We start from the raw sequence: 16,517 nt of genomic DNA, 5'->3' as shown, positions 1-16,517 counted from the left end.
TATTTTGCTTTATAATTAAATCAATACATATAATAAAAAGAAATTACGAAAGGAGATGATTATATGTTCTTTCTTTGGAATGCCTTCAATATAGGTTTAGTTATTGCATCAGGCATTTCGTTTTACAAGCATGACGTAAAATTTGGAATTATTTATGGTGTTATTGGTGCTATGTCTATTCTTTTCAGTACGCTATATTACTATAAGCGACACATGACTCAAGAAATACGAGATATTTGTGCTAACAATATACCTGGAGATTGTTTAGATTGTGATATGAATAAAAAAAATGGGTTTGACTGTATTGATATTGAATGTGGTAAGATGCAGATTTTAGAAATAGATTGCGATGGTGTAGAATGCATGAATGCAGATTGCTGTAGTTTATAACAAAAAGAAAGGTGTATAACATGATGAAACCTACAATATTTTTATATAAGGCTTGTTTATTAATACCGTGTCATCGAAGAAAAGAAAGATGTTTACATATAAGAGGAAAACAAATGCCTATTTGCACACGATGTTTTGCTATACTCTTAGGGCATTTATTCATCCCTCTATTTTTCGTTTATTCAGTACCTTTTTATGTTGGTGTTATATTACAAATACCTATGCTTATTGATGGATATACTCAACTGAAAAAATGGAGAATGAGTAATCATTTTCTACGATTTATAACAGGTGTGCTAAGTGGAGCAGGATTGTCTATATTAATTAGTGCATTTATAAAGATATTGACTCTATAATGTATTTTGGGGGATAATCGTGCAAAATAAAAAGTGTTATTAGACAGTAAAAATAATCGGATTTATATTAGCTGTATTAATAGTGTATGGTTCATGTAAACTGAATAGTTTTTCAGATAAGATATTGTTCAATTAGTATCAACCTTACCAAATAAACTTTTTATAGAAGATTGACTTTCGGCTTCTAAATATGAGAAACTGTTATGAGCTGTTAGACTTATCGAATCACCAAAAAGAGGATGCATGTGATGTACATCCTCTTTTTATTTCCGTATTAGAACTATCAATTTTTCTCTAAATTTTTAATTTCTAACTTCTCTACCTTGCTAATTATAGGTTTAGGTTCTCCTTCTTTGAAGACTACATGATAAGAGCCTTCTTTTGTCTTTACTTCATAAAATGTTTTACTACGACCAATAGAATCCATAGACTCTATTTCATCTTCATTTTTTAAATGTAAAATTTCTACGATTGCGTTCTTCTCACACTTTGCATTTTCAACAATCAAAGCAATCGCAGATATCATAAAACATAATATGCTAATACCTAAGAATAAGAGTGGTCCTGTGCTTTTAGAAAAAAGTACCCCAAACATAAATATAAATGTTAATACAGAAAATATACACGCTGAAATTTTTAACATAAAATATAAACTTAACAACGTTCCGTAACCTCCTTAATTTACTATAATCTTTATTATGTGAACTTCTTGCATTCACTAATTCGTATAATTTTTGTTGTCCTTACATCATCATCAAAAATTACAACGTATTGTTTATCTAATCTGTTTTAGTTTTAGAATAAAATTATTGTAAACTTTGATTATTCTTCTAATAAATTTAAATTCTTTTCGAAATTCTTTAATTCACTAATATTTAATGTCTCTACATCAACTACTCTTTTTTCTTCATCTCCTACTTGAGTAAACATTTTTTCACTTCGATAATTTACCGAAACATCCCCGTAATACCAAGGGAACAATCCACTACCAAATCTAACCTTGAATAAGATTTCTCTTTCTCTCTCATCGAATGCAATGTCAGTAGCTCTTACAACAATATAATCTTTCCCTTTTCTATCTCCATTATCTATCATATATAATGCCGTTTTATAGAAAAGTAAAAGCCCCTTTCTTGCAAATTCAACATCAATTCCATAAGTATCACTAAATTTATAAATTTGTTCCATCGTTTCTTCTTGATTAATTAATAGTTTTACAACCATATATATCGCCTCTTTCTTTTGTATTATTTGATATCTTATTAGGCAAACGATGAATTTATCATTTAAATTCCGTTTATAAATGGGCTATTCAACTTTTGTTGACTCACAAAATCATATTCCACAAAATATTCTTTTTCTGGAAAACCATCAGGGTCAAGATTATCTTGATTTATCTGCTCAAATTTCAATTGAGACCCTTCAGCATGAGTGACAAAAAGATAATATAAACGTTGATTTTTCAATAATCTTTTTAACAACTCTAATGACGAGATTCTTTGTTCAATCAATTGAAGTCTCTCATCATTTGAAATTTCGCTAAAGAACCATTTATCAGTATATTCATTCACTCCCTCTACGTAATAGTTTAAATAGTATTGATTTTTGTTTGTCTTAGTAATAAAAAATAACGGAAAATCATAATAATCAAAAATATGAATGGTTATAAGGTTCAGATATTCATCCATCGTCATCGTACACATTATTTTACCCTCCTTGTAAATACTCTATTTATCTAATGTACAGTTACAATTTTTTACTAACTGTAATTTAAGAATAGAAGAAATTCCTGGTTTGAATTGTACAAAATAGTCTCCTCTTGTATCCTTCACTATCGGTTTTATAAGCTATATCAATTTCCTTTTTAGAAACATTCAATAAGTATAAATCTCTTTCATCCATGTGTTGAATTGCATGTATCATTTTCATTAACCCTTTTATACAAAATATTCAGACCTATCTATTTATGTCTGTTATAAGATTCATTCGCAACAGTATCTACTCGCAAAATCTCCGAAGTTCCTTTTTTAAAACGAACATCATATGTACCTTCTTTTGCGTATACATGATATACATTTCTATCTTCATTATCTTGAGAAATATCAAATTTATCTAAATTTAATTCGTTTTGAATCGAACTTTGAATGGCCTTATGTTTTTCTTTTATTGTTTTGTTTGAATCTGTAACTAATGTAAAAGATAAAACAATCATTACAACCACTAATAAAATAAAAACAGGCTTTTGCTCTTTAATTGAATACATAATGCCTAAAAGAACAAGTAAAATTGTTCCTACCAATTCTATAATAAAAATGTTTCTTTACTTAAATTCATTAAAATATCCATCATTATCCCCCCTAATTAATTATTTTACAGCTTCTACATTGTTAACCTTATCGAGTTTAAATAGCATACCTTCTTTTACATAGGCTTTATAGGTTTCTGTTTTTGTTACTACTTCATATGTACTATAATCCAATTCATTCATTTCCAATTCAGTAGGGTTTATATCTAATTTTTGAGCAATTAAATACTTTACTTGTTCCTTTTCACTTGAACCTTTCTTGTTTACATATCTATCTAATCCTGAAGTAGAAATTGATTCAACGTAATTTAATTTATCCAGTTTAAATAGTTTTTCATTCTCATTGAAATATGCCTTATATGTTGCCGTTTTTGTTGCTACTTCATAAATATTGTTTTTCATATTACTTAACTTAAATTCAGATGGCTTTATATGTATTTCATTTGATATTACACTTTCAATTGATGCATAGTGTTTAACTTCTGCTTCGAATTTTTCATATATAATATAAAGAGCAGAACCTGTCATAAGTACCATTCCAAATAACACTCCTACAAATCCTTTTACACTTTTTGAATTCTCATTAATTGCTATTAATAAAAAACCTAAACCTAATGTGGCAAAAGCTAAACAAAAAAAACACTTTTGACATCATTAAAATCTCCCCTTTCTACAAATATCGAGTTCACCATTTTACGACATACTCAATGAATATCAGAGGACTCATCTCCTCTACTCATTGAGTAACTTTTAAAACTAAATATTAAATTATAATGATTAATAATTATAATTTCTTCACCATAGCTTCCACATTCACTGCACCTTCAGATGTTTGCACATAATAAACACCTAACGGAGTAGTTGCTGTATAACGGTTATCTTTCTCTTTATCAATAATGACCTCATCTTTTTTAATACCTAATTTGTTAGCAACTGCTTCTTGAACTTCAGGTACAACATCTGTTTTCTCTACACTTGTTTTTTCTTTATTTTCTTTGCTATTATGTAATGATTCACTATCCTTTATTTTTTCAACCTTAAATAGTTTTCCATTCGTTTTAAAATAGAATTTGTATCTATTATTTTTTGTTGCTACTTCATATATATCATTATCCCTATTTACAATTTTATATTCAGAATCATCCACATGTAATTCTTCTACAATCGCTTTATCGATTTTTTTATTCCACTCTATATCATGCTTTATAAACGGATAAGACATCATAATCCCCCCGATAATCATCCCCATTATTCCTCCAAACATATAAAAGCCTTCATCCAATTGCATTGCTGAAGTAAATATGGCAACTCCTACTACTGCCAAGAATAATCCAGCAAGAATACAAAAAAATGTAATTATTCCACTCACATTAAACACCTGCGTTCCTTATAAGAATATATATATATAAACTCATTTTATTTTTAATTGATTCTTGTAACATTGTTTTCTGTTGCATCCTTTTTATCTTTCTCACTGCGTAAGGATTCCCCATCAGTCTTTCTTTCAATACGCAAGAGTTTTCCATCACTTTTAAAGTACAATCCATATTTATTATCTTTTGTCACCACTTCATAAGCATTTTTTGATTTATTTATAATTTCATATTCTGATGAATTAAGAGACAGCTCTTTCTTAATGGTATCTTGAACATTTTTCTTTCCATCCATATCAAGAGCAAAAAGAGGAAATGTTCCTGCTATAAAAGCAATAGCCAAAGATATATATAAACCTGCATATACATACATTGAACAACACGGAGAAGAATCCGAGACAATCTTATACAGAAAGTAAAACATCAACGCACCAGATATGAATGCAATACTAAAGCTTAAAAAAATAATCATCCCTAATCCCATTGATATAACCCCTTTCGTCGTTAAATAATCTCACCATTTAATAGGTAGTGAACCTTATATCGGCATGGTTTCTCAACTTTTGGCTCATCATTCGCTGTAGAAAGATAATCAATTGCTTTTTGAATTGTTTTTTTCATTTCTTCAACTGTTAACTCTCTTTTAAAACTATCCAAATCTACAATGAACTCATTCGTGTTTAGGATGTTAGCTACACTTTCAAAATCTATATTGTAGTCATCTATTAAACAGTCATTATCCTCTGCCCATTTCTTTGTTACTACAAATAGATTATCTAATTCCATACTACACAACTCCTCTTCCAATATATTTTTTCATCTCTTTAACTATCTCTTTAGGAGTTACGATATCTTCTATCCCTGTGCCTTTTAATTGAGGGGCAACATTTAAATCCACTGCTAATAACTCATTACCATCTTTTACGTAATCAATTGCCACCAATGGAAACTCATATGGGTCTAAAATCCCATTAAACGAATACATTTTTGACCAACAATCCACTATATCAACCTGAACATCTCCTACGTTGCTTCGCCAATCATTATGGCTACGATAATCCAGGATAGTCTTCTTACGACCAACAGTTAAAACTCTCCAACTTTCACCCAATTTCCCGCAGAGCAAACTACAGAAAGTATCTATTGGATATGTATCTAAAGCCTCTTGTAATGTCATTCGGACTTTTCCATTCCCTTGGTGCTTATGAATATCTGTATACACAACCACTTCTGTATGCAGAGGATATTGTTTTGCAAGTTTATGGATATATCCATAAGGAACCGTTTTAATACCTTTAGAAGATAAATAATTGAGCATTTCAACACGATTCATTCCCATATCATTTCTTCGTACAAAAGGCACTCCTGTTCCATCAAAATGATGGTCATAATAATCATGAAAATTTGTTAGCAGTTTTACATTTTTACTCATACTTCTTCTCCTCCCTATCAGTCAGTACAACTACCACAGTCACTTCCACCAAAATCATTTATGCAGGAAGTATCTACGTCAGAAGAACCACCTGTTTTTATCAAATCATCATCATTAACAGTTGTATGAATTGGATTTAATGGGTTTAATGAATTTGTTATATCCATTGAATTAGTATCATTGGATTCTTTTTTTCTTGCAAAAGCTACAGCATCAGTCTGCACTTTATAACTTGTCTTCCCTGCACTCGTGGGACCAAAAACAAGATTATGCAACTGTATATCTTTTTCACAATTCTCTTTTGAATAATTTTTCCGAAATAATCTTGTAAATAGAGTCAATTACACTCACCTCCTTTTTTATGTGAACACTTCATAATCATATATCTTTTCATCGACTATTGTCAATGAAGTAAATAAAAAAAGACACATCATTTACATGTGTCTCCTCATACAACTACTATTTTATAAATCAAGATTGCTTCACCATAGCCTTAATTCCTACAGTATTTTCTTCTGTCTCTACCACATATTTTCCTGACGAAGTAATTGCGGTATATAGATTGTTTTTGTCTTTTGTTACTACGACTTCATCTAAATTTAATTGCAACTTTTCTGAGACTAATTTTCTTACTGTTTCTGCATCATTTTTTTTAGATTCATTGCCTTTATTGCCTTTATTGTCTTTATTTTTTCTACCTTTGTCAGAATCTTTATCTTTATTTTCTTGCTCAGGTTCGTATTTAATAATTTCTGATGAAAAAGATTTGAAGGTAAATTTATATGTATTATCTTTTGTAATTGCAGTAGTTTCTCCCAGTATATTCTTGAATTCAATTTGCGACTTTGGAATATCCAACTTATTGGCGATTGCAGTTTCACGACTATCCTCCTGAAAATTATCAAAACCTAATAGACCAAATATCACGGCAAGCAATATTCCAATCACTAAAATCATTGCTTCTTCTTCTTGGATATACCACACAATCCCACCAATGCACCATACGATTGATAAAACAACAAAAAGAATAAACATTATTTACTTCACACTCCTCTAAAATATTTTCTACTCTTGTTTCACCATCGCCTTAATTGCTACAGTGTTTTCTTCCGTTTCCACAATATATTTACCTGACGGAGTGATTGCAGTATATAGATTATTTTTATCTTTTGTTACTACTACCTCATCTGTTTTTATTTGTAATTTACCCGCAATTAATTCTCTAACTTTCTCATCACTATTTTTATCATCTTTTACTGGTTCTTTTTCAGATGGATTCTTATGTTCTTTTGATTCATCTTGTTTTTCCCAATTGATTAGATGAGCTGTGCCCTCTTTAAACACATACTTATATTCGCCACCTTTTGTTGTTGCATAAACAGTTGGTGCTAAATGATTAAAATCAATGTCCCATTTATTCATATCCAACTTTCCTGCAATTACATTTTCCCTGTTATCCTCTAATTCGCAAATCTTATATCCTCGATAACAAAGCCCTATACAAATTACACACAAAAACATCAAAAATGGCATGAGTTCTACACCATAAAAATCATCCCATCGAAGGATAGTGAAAATAATTAATCCAATCAGAAAAATTGTACAAAATACCATCCCTCCTATAAAGAACGTCATCTAAATCATCCTTTCATTTTTTCTTAATAACGAAAACCAACGTTTTAGTAGGTGGATAAGCAATAGCTCCCACTATGTCCTTATAAAACAACAACCTCTATAACTCCCATAAAATATATCATTTTTATTAACTATAGTCAATAAAATAAAAAGTGGCATTTATAATCAATACCACTTAAAAAATCATTGTTCTTTCTTTAAAACTAATTTAAGTAAATGCTATAGAAGTAGAATAAGAAAGAGTTAATTAGAGCGGGGAACCCTAATATAATTCTTTTGAAAAGTTATCTTCATAACTTTAGTTAATTGCTGTAGTTAATAAGTTCTGCAATTCTTTTCAAAATATCATGATTCTCACATAAACCCACTTTATGACCAATTCTTTTCCTATTTTTATACAGCCAACATTTTCCTTCCATTTCTTCATTCGTATAAAATGTAGGCTTTTTCTTTTTACATTTCATAATTTCTTTAGCATTTTCATTCATGCTTTTTCCCACAATCCAACTAACTCTTGTTTCACCGATAATATACGCTTCTGAAAAACGTTTTCTAATGGGATAATCCATATTCGTCCATGACATTGGTTCTAACACCCACACTTTATCTCCGATATTCATATTCCTTACCTCCTCAAGTAAGCAAATCAATAGTGACCATTATCCGTCCTTTTTTATATCCTTTATCCCCAGGATTGGATTTGTTCATTTAACTTCATCATAAAATCTACATCACTCATCAATTCTACCAAGGCTTCTTTATCTTCATTGGCAACAAGTATCATATAGTTCATAAAATCTTGTGTTTCAGAAATATCATTTATAATTTCTTTTTCAGTACCTTCTTTATCAATCATTCCTTGATAAAAGAGATACCCCTGATATAAGAGATACTTATTTTTAACAATGTAATAACTTTTATCGTCTGTATAAATAACTAAATCATTATAGATAAAGTTTTCTTTAAGAGATTTATTTAAATCTACGATTCGTAACCCTTCACTATTAAAAGAACAATATTTCCCTATTCCATGAGCATTTAATTCTTCCTTCGCAGTACGAATAATGTGGTCTGCTTGTATATTCAATAAACCTTTTGCTAATAATCCTGAATTATCTTTTGTCATTTTTCATCTCTCCTTTTCTTTGAATCCATAAAATAAAAACCTGTTTTCCCCTCATTATTAAATACAAAGTGATGATAGGAAAAATAGTCTTTTGTATATACCCAATCAGCAACATTAGGGAAAGTACTTTTTACCTGTTCCAGATAAGATTTTTTATAAGCCCTCTCCATATGAGGAATATGGATGTTGAGTTTTAAAGTATCTATTTTATTTATTTGTGTCTCTGGTCGAAAATGAATTAAACGAATATTTTTTCTATCTTCTAACAAGGCTTTATCTTCTTTATCTACATGCAATAAACATACTAAATAAATCACATTTTCTTCTACTGATATATTTGCTATTTTCTCAAACATAGTTCTAAGAAATAGTGTTTTTTTATGCAAGCTTTTCCTTGCTAATGAAGATGTATTTAAACTTAAAATATTAGCATCACTCTCAATAAAGTAATTCATTTTCCCATTCAAATCATTTGTTGTTTCAGCATTAATATTCACGACTGAATAATCATAATGAAATGAAAGATACTCTGATATTTGTTCTGTTGTTGTAATTAACTTAACGGGTATATCCTGCATTTGATAAGACTGTAGTAAATGATATAAGAATAGTCCTTGACCACAACTTGCATGGTTATAAAACCTATTCCATACATGGATATCTTTCATGTCTTTCGAAAAATCCACAAAAATTGACTCATCATTATATTTCTTTTTGTACTTATTACATAATATTTTTCTAAATGGTGCTTTCATATATATAGTAGCGTTATGAATTCCTGCTGAAATCCCACCTAAAAACAATTGCCACCCACTAAAACCAAAAGCATTCATACTAACACCTCCTAATTTTTAGTCATTACATTCAAATCATACATATTATATAAACTATAGTCAACAAATTATATTGTACCTATCTTTTTTCAATAAAACACAAAATAAAAAGGACATCCCATAAAGATGTCCTTTTGTTACTATTCCTGATAATCTAAAATATCTGCAATCTGCTTTATCTTTTCATAATCTTTACAGAAATCTAATTTGTTTCTAATTTTATATCTATGTTCATGAACCCAACAAGCCTGTTTTACTTCTTCCTCTGAAATAAAAAATGTACGGTCTTTCTTTTTAAGCTTCATACCTATATCTGGTGAAGTACCAGGACTATATCCAATAATCCAACTAACTCTCGTCTCCCCCACAATATATCGCTCCACAAATTTCGCTCTAAAATTCGTTCCATGTGACCTATTCCCATTTTCGTCTTCATATACTCTTATGCTGTTATCAAATATCCATACTTTATCGCCTATTTTCATTATTTCATCCTCCGTTAATAAATTTTAATAAATACCTGTTTTTAAGTGTTCTAAACATTATAGATAACTAATTTATACTTCATTCTGATAAAATACGTGCTGTTTTATTAATAATTTCTTCAATATCCCTTTTAGATAAGTAGATATGGCCTCGATTATATTTATCTTTTTTCACATTATCAAACTCAATTTCTAATCTTACTAATGGCTTATCTCTTTCTAAGTTTACAAGAAAAACACTATGTTGGCCTGCAAATTCCCATGATTGACCATGCGTTTTTATATCTTCACCGTTCATTTTCTTTAAGTAGCTGACTAAAATCTCCTGAATTGCAGAAAACTTAGTAAATGTTATACACAAAGATATAGGGGGCTCATCAAAGGTTTGACCTGTTATTTTAAATTCAATACGATTCCTATCCTTTTCTTTGTTGACCTCTAACAGTGTTTTCTTATAAGAATCCTGGAATACTCTTTCGACAGTTCGGAATTCTGTCTTTATCTTTTCTTTTCTTATTGGTTCTGCCTCTACTGTCTTCACTACTTTTTCGACTTCTTTTTTCGTTTCTCTCCTTAATTCATCTTTCACCTCTTCTTGCTGGTCCTCAATACTCTGATGAAATTCGTCTAATAATTGTTTGGACTGTTGTTCATTTAGAAAGAATTTAGCTTTTCTCTGAGTATCCTCGTTCCTCTTTAACAATTTAATTTCTATCCATTTGCTTTCCTCATTTAAAGATAATTGCAACTCTGTTTTCTTAGAAGGAAAACTCCAATATTCACTAAAAACAGATATATTTGCTCCGTTTAATTTCCGTAAATAATTATAGAATATCTTTTTCATTTTTTTTACTTTAAATTCCGTGATTAACAGAGAGATAGGTCGTTCATTCATATTCAAGTTCTTCATACTTAATTTTATACTACCTTTTTGTTTCTGCTCTTCAATCATTAATGCTGTGTGATTTAAATCGTCTTGAAACCTCACCTGACTCCCTCCCAAATTATCTCTAAATCATACAATACACACTTTAGATAGCTAATTCAATGTTTAATCATGTGATATTTGATGAATGCTTATTCGAATTCAAGTTTCATATCCTTAATAAGCCCTGATTGCAGAGCAAAATAAATGGCTCCTAATAATCTTTCTTGAGATATTTATTCTGAATTATCCTCTAATCCATGAAATAACGTATTATTTCCATTTTTATTTTTAGTATATAAAATCGTCCATCCTAAGTTATGTACATAACATTCTTCTCTTTCAACTGAAATCTAACTAATATCAAATTATCATTTATAAAAACTATAGTCAACAAAAAAAGAACATCATATAAGATGTCCTTTTATCTTTCCTACAATATATTCTATCTCTTCTAATAATTTTTTGGAAACAGTACGATTCAAACGCACGACTCCAAATCCATAATTTTCATCACTCTGATTACTTATTTTAATTTGTATTACCTGGTCATTCCTATGTAATTCCATAAAAATCTCGGCTTGTTGATAGGGAAGCCTCCAACATTCACTATATACGTGTACACTATCTCCATCCATTTTTCGGAAATAATTATGTATTGCATTTCGAATTTTTACTAACTTAACCTCTGTAACAAATAAGAATACAGGTTGATTATCTGTAGTATTCCCTTTAATCATTAATTGAAATCGTTTCTGATTTCTTTCTTTTTTAAATACTAATTTCGTATTATTACAAATATCTTGAAATTCCAATTACTTCATCCTCCTAAGTAAAATTTAATCGTAAATTACCTATTTTATATAGTCAATATATTTTATAAAAATAAAATATTTTTACCTCATAATTATTTTACATAGTAAAAAAACACCTAAAATAGGTGCTTTTAGTCTAATTATTAATCTTCGCTTTTTATTTTTTTCTCTATCATTTTCTTCTATAACAATTCATTTTCTCTATACACATCTGTCGGATGAGTATATCTGCCTGTATCTTCTTTTCTTCCGCAACAATAATCACATAAACCATCAAAATAATCTGTTTGCTCTTGTGCTATTTTTTCATCCGTTCTAAATTCTGCAACAACCATATTATATATTGTCGTATTTATCAGACCAAGAGAAAATTTTTTCTTCACCTATTTGATACCAAATATCACCATACTGATTTTTTCTTCCTTCTACTGTCATTCTATAATTTTCATGATTTCCTTTCGTACTAAAAACAAGAATACGAATACCATTAGCACAAACTATAGGAAACACACTATTACTTCCCATGTATTTTTCCTTCAACCTTTGCACTTGTTTAATCGTAATATTATTTATTGTTTTATCTGTAAATAAATATCTATATGGTTGCTTTTGAAATTTAGCTTGCCCGATGGCCTCAGCACACATCATTCCAATCCAACCATATTTACTCTCTTTTAAAGCTTTTACACAACGGTTAATATCTCCTGTGTCACAAAAAATCCCTCTACCTTCTTGAACATCTTCATACGCATTCTGTAAAGTGACTAAGTACTGTTTATCATCTGTCATTCTAATAGCGTTAATAAGCTCTTTATCTTTACATAACGCCTCAATAAACTTCATATGACTCTCATATTCATGTCGTAATTCTTCTGCCTTTGTCATCCCTTTATAATTTGTCATTATTAATCGTCTCCTTTATCCTGTTTACACTTTATTTTTTTAAATACCTACATATATAATCCATTCATTATATTGTTATGTATCAATGAAGATTCATAAATAAGCATAGAAAAAACACCTAATACAGGTGCTTTTCAAAGACTATCAGATATATTTTGTTTAACATGTAATTATTATTCTTCTCCTACAATTACTACTTTCACTTCAACAAACTTAACCTCTGGATATTTTTGTTTAATCAGTTCTTTTCTTGAAAGCCCTGCTCTTTCAATTTTACAGTTCAGGTATTCTTCACTTACTATCATTGCACTATCAAAATCAGTAAGAAAAGGGTTATTAGGAGTAATTCCCCCTATCCAACTAATCCATTTTACATATTGATTGTCTAATTGAATGATATAACGTTTCATAGTTTCTCTCCTTTTTTATGAATAAGAAATGTACAACAGTTATGCTTCATTATTTTCCCCTTCATTCAAATAGAGGACCCTCTACTCTTTTTATATCTTCTACTTCTACAACCAATTCCTTCTTTTCATTCCAACTCAATTTTTTTATCGCATGTACTTCCATTATATATTTCACACCGTCCTCCAATGAACTTATATGAAATTCATCTCCAATGTAAGGTAAACCTGCACCAACTTCAACTTCAATAACAAATGTTTCCTTCATAATAAATACCTCCATTATAGTAAATAAATTTTATTTTTTTACTTTTTATTAAATATAAATATTTTTTATCAGTTCTCCTTATATACAGTAAATAAAAATTCAGCACACACTAAAATAGAATTAATTTTACTAAAAGACTCCACTGTTCATTTACTTATCATTAAGCTCAATAAGAATCTTCATTTGTTCCCCATTTTGTGCAATTCTTGTGTAATAATGAAGAATATTTCCTTTTAAAATTTTATAATCATGTACATAATCTTCAAGAAACACACCTTCATGATGTTTTAAGTGTAAATCTTCTAATTTTTTAACTGGTTTTCCTGTGAGAGGATTGAATTTACACGAATCCCACATCATCTGTTCATCAAACACACTCCATATTCTTTTTATATTTTTCCCTTCTATATTATATCTATTTAAATCTACTGTTCCACCAACTTGAATATCTAACATTATCCTTTTCATTTTATATTACCTCCATTATATATTCTTACTAAAAAAACAATTTATCTAAAATACCTACTTTTTTAAATTCCTACTATTATACTTCAGCTAAATAAATAGCATTCACTTTTATCTTTTTAAAATAGATTTTGTTATTTCATTTCTCTTTAATGAGTAGGTGGACTTATTATACAACATATTCTTTCGTATATGGGATATATAGGATTCAAAAATGTTCGATAATGATATATTATCGAACATTTTTTCTTTTTTAGTGAATAAATACATCGTGTCGCAGATATAATTTAGTATTATTACAAATGAAAAAGGTATTTGATTACAAATTAACTGCAAAGGAGCATATGCGCTGTGGCAACTTTTAACCCTTGATAAACCAGGAGATACAGTTAGGAAAAAAACATGATGCTCTTAACTAAGTGGCATATTCAAACAATAAACAAAGGAGAAAAGGCACCTTCTCTCCTATTAATGTATTGATAAAACATACGTACTCTTAACTGAGTGGGCAGTATTTCATGTATGAATGGAAGAACTGCACGAAAGAGTTTTTTGTAAACTTTTTCTAATGCAAGTTAGTTAACAATAATGATGTTATGTTAATAACATCTCAAAAGGGAAATTGCGAATTTCAATTATTTCAATTGATTATGAGTAGATTTATCATAAAAAACTATTTAAATCGAAATGTTCGATAATATATTTATTTTATCTTCAGGAGAGAAAAGCGAGTTCGAATGACCATGAAATGTTGAAAAAAGAACACTTGTTTGGTATAATAAGAACGAACGTTCTTGTTGGTAAGTAATAAAATCTTTGTTAATTGTAATGTGTCTGTGATATTTACATATTTGTTGTCTATAGTATATGATATGGTTTTTTTAGAAAATACAGAAAAAGATAAAGAGATTCATCCCTTTATCCAAAGAAGTTAATATAACAATATTTTCTACTTATTTTTACCATAATACGGTACTTTTAGATGTAATAAGCTTCAAAAAATTCATTGACTATATTCGAGATTTTGTTATAATTAATAACGGAAAGTTACAGCTTATCTTTCATCTGGGTAATCTGAATATACATATATAATAGATACAGGGAGTGGAAATTACGTTATGGTAGCTAATAATCAAAAACATATGAAAGCATTAATTCTTACAGAGGGTGAATTTGTTAACGCAGTAGAGAATAAATTAATTGTAGATGGGATTTCCGTTCGCAACGTATTGGAAGAAGGAGAAATCGTAGACAAACTTTTCATTCCTGTACTTCCAGAAAGATTTCGTTCCGAATCAACACTGAATAAACACTTTGCAGAAGACGTTCCTTTTGTAGAAGAAGAGGTAGATGGTGAAGTTGGAATCAGTATTAAATTTGTAGAATTTAAAAAGATTTTAGAACAGATGTATAGCACAAGTCTTACTGGAAAATATACACCAATGGAATTTGATGGATTCAAGAATTCAATTGATGCATTATTTTTTGAAATAGCATAACATTTTTATTTATCAATTCGTATATTGTTATATTGCACATGAGATTTTATTTGGCGATGAATCTTATGTGTTTTTTTTATTGCTCAATATGCTATACAATCTATCCTATTTTTTCAATTAATACAACATCAATATTATATATAATAGCTTTAATATCGTCAATGGTTTAATCTTCATATTTCGACACGAATCGACAGATATGCACAAAAAACATGAAATCTTTACATAAAATTTACAAAAGATAAATCTCTACATCTTTCAAAAAGACTTGTGACTAATATCTTATCACGGTCAACGTCTATTATATATAAATTTATTACTTTTAAAAAGACGTTTTTCAAATAAACACATAAAAAACATGCAAAATACACATAGAACACACATAAAACACATAAAACCGACAAACCTTATAGAAAAAGAGGTAGATATGTATACTACCTCTTTTTTCTTACATTTTTTCCTTTGTAACCTGCGGTTCTGTAATCATCATTTCTTTGAACCAACCTGATAAAGTATACGTAACAATACATATCAAAATGCCTAAAGGGTCTAAATGACCTATCATTATCACTCTCAAAATTTGTATTCCAATAGAACACAAGGCAAAAACTCTTAATAAAACAAATAAATCATGTGTTTCTCTTTGTGCAAAAAGAAATAAACTTCCAATCAACATGATAAGAAATAAAAAGCTTGTCATAAAAGGAATCATGAGTTCTGAAATTAATAAAAAGATACCAAAATAAATAACAATCTTCCTCCCTCTTATATATAATCCATAACATATATGCTTACATAATGCAGAAAAAGTTGTAGTTACATTCCATGTTAATAAATTTATATTTTTTGTATATTTAAACGGATATATATTATAGAAGAACAACGTAATAAATACCAGGTAAATCGCTGTAAACATTTCCGAAAACCTACCTGTTGCCATTGATTTGAATAATACAAAAACATTTAATATGCATAAAAGTAAAAAAGGCACTTCTTCTTTTAAAAACGATAGTTTCCTTCGTTTTAGTCCTATTGGTGGTTTCTTTTGTTTATTTTTTTCGGCCTCTTTCTTTTCTAATTTTTCTATTTCTTTAAATCTTGTATTAAAGGGCATTGTTCCCTGTGCATCTGTACCTATTCCCTCTTCATCTTTTAGACTTCGCTTAAAGTTATCTGCTCGAATCATTTCTGCACCTCCTAATTATTTTCTCCCCATTATATGTAAAAAACAATATTCCTACTATACAAAAGAATACCTATAAAGTTTCATCTAAAACCCCTCCGAAACATAAACCTATAT

The 16,517-nt window shown here is 29.1% G+C and carries 27 protein-coding genes; 3 read left to right on the top strand and 24 right to left on the bottom strand.

Annotated features, from left to right (window positions below; translation table 11 throughout):
* Positions 1-63: 63 nt before the first annotated feature.
* Positions 64-390 (top strand): hypothetical protein, encoded by a 327-nt coding sequence (locus ACIQ7L_RS10105; RefSeq protein ID WP_400568725.1) that lies wholly within the window; start codon positions 64-66, stop codon positions 388-390.
* A gap of 20 nt (positions 391-410) precedes the next feature.
* Entirely contained in the window at positions 411-746 is a 336-nt protein-coding gene (locus ACIQ7L_RS10100) for a DUF2085 domain-containing protein (RefSeq protein WP_400568724.1), read from the top strand.
* A 283-nt stretch (positions 747-1,029) separates the two neighbouring features.
* On the opposite strand, the gene ACIQ7L_RS10095 is transcribed toward ACIQ7L_RS10100, so the two are convergent.
* The 23 genes from ACIQ7L_RS10095 to ACIQ7L_RS09985 form a co-directional block, all read right to left on the bottom strand.
* Complete coding sequence (locus ACIQ7L_RS10095; RefSeq protein WP_400568722.1) at positions 1,030-1,407, bottom strand: hypothetical protein; 378 nt, start codon at positions 1,405-1,407, stop codon at positions 1,030-1,032.
* Positions 1,408-1,568: 161 nt separating this feature from the next.
* The gene (locus tag ACIQ7L_RS10090; protein WP_400568720.1) at positions 1,569-1,970 is read right to left on the bottom strand and encodes a hypothetical protein; all 402 of its coding nucleotides are present in this window, start codon (positions 1,968-1,970) and stop codon (positions 1,569-1,571) included.
* A gap of 62 nt (positions 1,971-2,032) precedes the next feature.
* Positions 2,033-2,449 (bottom strand): DUF6575 domain-containing protein, encoded by a 417-nt coding sequence (locus tag ACIQ7L_RS10085; RefSeq protein WP_400568718.1) that lies wholly within the window; start codon positions 2,447-2,449, stop codon positions 2,033-2,035.
* Positions 2,450-2,706: 257 nt separating this feature from the next.
* The gene (locus ACIQ7L_RS10080) at positions 2,707-3,009 is read right to left on the bottom strand and encodes a hypothetical protein (protein ID WP_400568716.1); all 303 of its coding nucleotides are present in this window, start codon (positions 3,007-3,009) and stop codon (positions 2,707-2,709) included.
* Positions 3,010-3,111: 102 nt separating this feature from the next.
* The gene (locus ACIQ7L_RS10075) at positions 3,112-3,588 is read right to left on the bottom strand and encodes a hypothetical protein (protein ID WP_400568714.1); all 477 of its coding nucleotides are present in this window, start codon (positions 3,586-3,588) and stop codon (positions 3,112-3,114) included.
* Positions 3,589-3,835: 247 nt separating this feature from the next.
* Positions 3,836-4,420 carry a hypothetical protein gene (locus tag ACIQ7L_RS10070; RefSeq protein WP_400568712.1) on the bottom strand — a complete coding sequence of 195 codons (585 nt, stop codon included), beginning with the start codon at positions 4,418-4,420 and terminating at the stop codon, positions 3,836-3,838.
* Positions 4,421-4,473: 53 nt separating this feature from the next.
* Entirely contained in the window at positions 4,474-4,908 is a 435-nt protein-coding gene (locus tag ACIQ7L_RS10065) for a hypothetical protein (RefSeq protein WP_400568710.1), read from the bottom strand.
* Positions 4,909-4,928: 20 nt separating this feature from the next.
* Positions 4,929-5,210, bottom strand: a complete 282-nt coding sequence (locus ACIQ7L_RS10060; protein WP_400568709.1) for a hypothetical protein — start codon at positions 5,208-5,210, stop codon at positions 4,929-4,931.
* Position 5,211: 1 nt separating this feature from the next.
* Positions 5,212-5,856, bottom strand: coding sequence for a hypothetical protein (locus ACIQ7L_RS10055; RefSeq protein WP_400568707.1), 645 nt, complete (start codon positions 5,854-5,856; stop codon positions 5,212-5,214).
* 17 nt (positions 5,857-5,873) lie between these two features.
* Positions 5,874-6,197 (bottom strand): hypothetical protein, encoded by a 324-nt coding sequence (locus ACIQ7L_RS10050; RefSeq protein ID WP_400568706.1) that lies wholly within the window; start codon positions 6,195-6,197, stop codon positions 5,874-5,876.
* A gap of 130 nt (positions 6,198-6,327) precedes the next feature.
* A complete protein-coding gene (locus ACIQ7L_RS10045; protein WP_400568704.1) occupies positions 6,328-6,891 on the bottom strand; it encodes a hypothetical protein in 564 nt (187 codons plus the stop codon).
* A gap of 30 nt (positions 6,892-6,921) precedes the next feature.
* Positions 6,922-7,470, bottom strand: a complete 549-nt coding sequence (locus ACIQ7L_RS10040; protein WP_400568703.1) for a hypothetical protein — start codon at positions 7,468-7,470, stop codon at positions 6,922-6,924.
* Positions 7,471-7,793: 323 nt separating this feature from the next.
* The gene (locus ACIQ7L_RS10035; RefSeq protein ID WP_400568701.1) at positions 7,794-8,111 is read right to left on the bottom strand and encodes a hypothetical protein; all 318 of its coding nucleotides are present in this window, start codon (positions 8,109-8,111) and stop codon (positions 7,794-7,796) included.
* A gap of 62 nt (positions 8,112-8,173) precedes the next feature.
* Positions 8,174-8,617, bottom strand: coding sequence for a hypothetical protein (locus ACIQ7L_RS10030; protein WP_400568700.1), 444 nt, complete (start codon positions 8,615-8,617; stop codon positions 8,174-8,176).
* A complete protein-coding gene (locus ACIQ7L_RS10025) occupies positions 8,614-9,450 on the bottom strand; it encodes a hypothetical protein (RefSeq protein WP_400568698.1) in 837 nt (278 codons plus the stop codon). Before ACIQ7L_RS10025 ends, ACIQ7L_RS10030 begins: the two co-directional genes overlap by 4 nt.
* A gap of 140 nt (positions 9,451-9,590) precedes the next feature.
* Positions 9,591-9,935, bottom strand: a complete 345-nt coding sequence (locus tag ACIQ7L_RS10020) for a hypothetical protein (protein ID WP_400568696.1) — start codon at positions 9,933-9,935, stop codon at positions 9,591-9,593.
* 79 nt (positions 9,936-10,014) lie between these two features.
* Positions 10,015-10,923 carry a hypothetical protein gene (locus tag ACIQ7L_RS10015; RefSeq protein ID WP_400568694.1) on the bottom strand — a complete coding sequence of 303 codons (909 nt, stop codon included), beginning with the start codon at positions 10,921-10,923 and terminating at the stop codon, positions 10,015-10,017.
* Between the two features lie 344 nt (positions 10,924-11,267).
* A complete protein-coding gene (locus ACIQ7L_RS10010) occupies positions 11,268-11,675 on the bottom strand; it encodes a hypothetical protein (RefSeq protein WP_400568692.1) in 408 nt (135 codons plus the stop codon).
* A 182-nt stretch (positions 11,676-11,857) separates the two neighbouring features.
* Positions 11,858-12,010 (bottom strand): hypothetical protein, encoded by a 153-nt coding sequence (locus ACIQ7L_RS10005; protein ID WP_400568690.1) that lies wholly within the window; start codon positions 12,008-12,010, stop codon positions 11,858-11,860.
* Position 12,011: 1 nt separating this feature from the next.
* Positions 12,012-12,578, bottom strand: a complete 567-nt coding sequence (locus ACIQ7L_RS10000; protein ID WP_400568688.1) for a hypothetical protein — start codon at positions 12,576-12,578, stop codon at positions 12,012-12,014.
* Positions 12,579-12,751: 173 nt separating this feature from the next.
* Complete coding sequence (locus ACIQ7L_RS09995; protein ID WP_400568686.1) at positions 12,752-12,988, bottom strand: hypothetical protein; 237 nt, start codon at positions 12,986-12,988, stop codon at positions 12,752-12,754.
* A 61-nt stretch (positions 12,989-13,049) separates the two neighbouring features.
* Positions 13,050-13,253: a hypothetical protein gene (locus tag ACIQ7L_RS09990; RefSeq protein WP_400568684.1), complete on the bottom strand. Its 204-nt coding sequence runs from the start codon at positions 13,251-13,253 to the stop codon at positions 13,050-13,052.
* Positions 13,254-13,403: 150 nt separating this feature from the next.
* Entirely contained in the window at positions 13,404-13,721 is a 318-nt protein-coding gene (locus ACIQ7L_RS09985) for a hypothetical protein (protein WP_400568682.1), read from the bottom strand.
* A gap of 1,115 nt (positions 13,722-14,836) precedes the next feature.
* Here ACIQ7L_RS09985 and ACIQ7L_RS09980 point away from each other — a divergent pair.
* A complete protein-coding gene (locus tag ACIQ7L_RS09980; protein ID WP_400568680.1) occupies positions 14,837-15,217 on the top strand; it encodes a hypothetical protein in 381 nt (126 codons plus the stop codon).
* 448 nt (positions 15,218-15,665) lie between these two features.
* Here the strand turns inward: ACIQ7L_RS09980 and ACIQ7L_RS09975 are convergent, their stop codons facing one another.
* Positions 15,666-16,403, bottom strand: coding sequence for a hypothetical protein (locus ACIQ7L_RS09975; protein ID WP_400568678.1), 738 nt, complete (start codon positions 16,401-16,403; stop codon positions 15,666-15,668).
* Between the last annotated feature and the right edge of the window lie 114 nt (positions 16,404-16,517).

The sequence above is a fragment of the Bacillus sp. NPDC094106 genome (genome assembly GCF_044764345.1).
Classification (GTDB): domain Bacteria; phylum Bacillota; class Bacilli; order Bacillales; family Bacillaceae_G; genus Bacillus_A.
The sequence above is the reverse complement of the archived record's forward strand: the minus strand, read 5'-3'. Positions and strand labels throughout refer to the sequence as shown.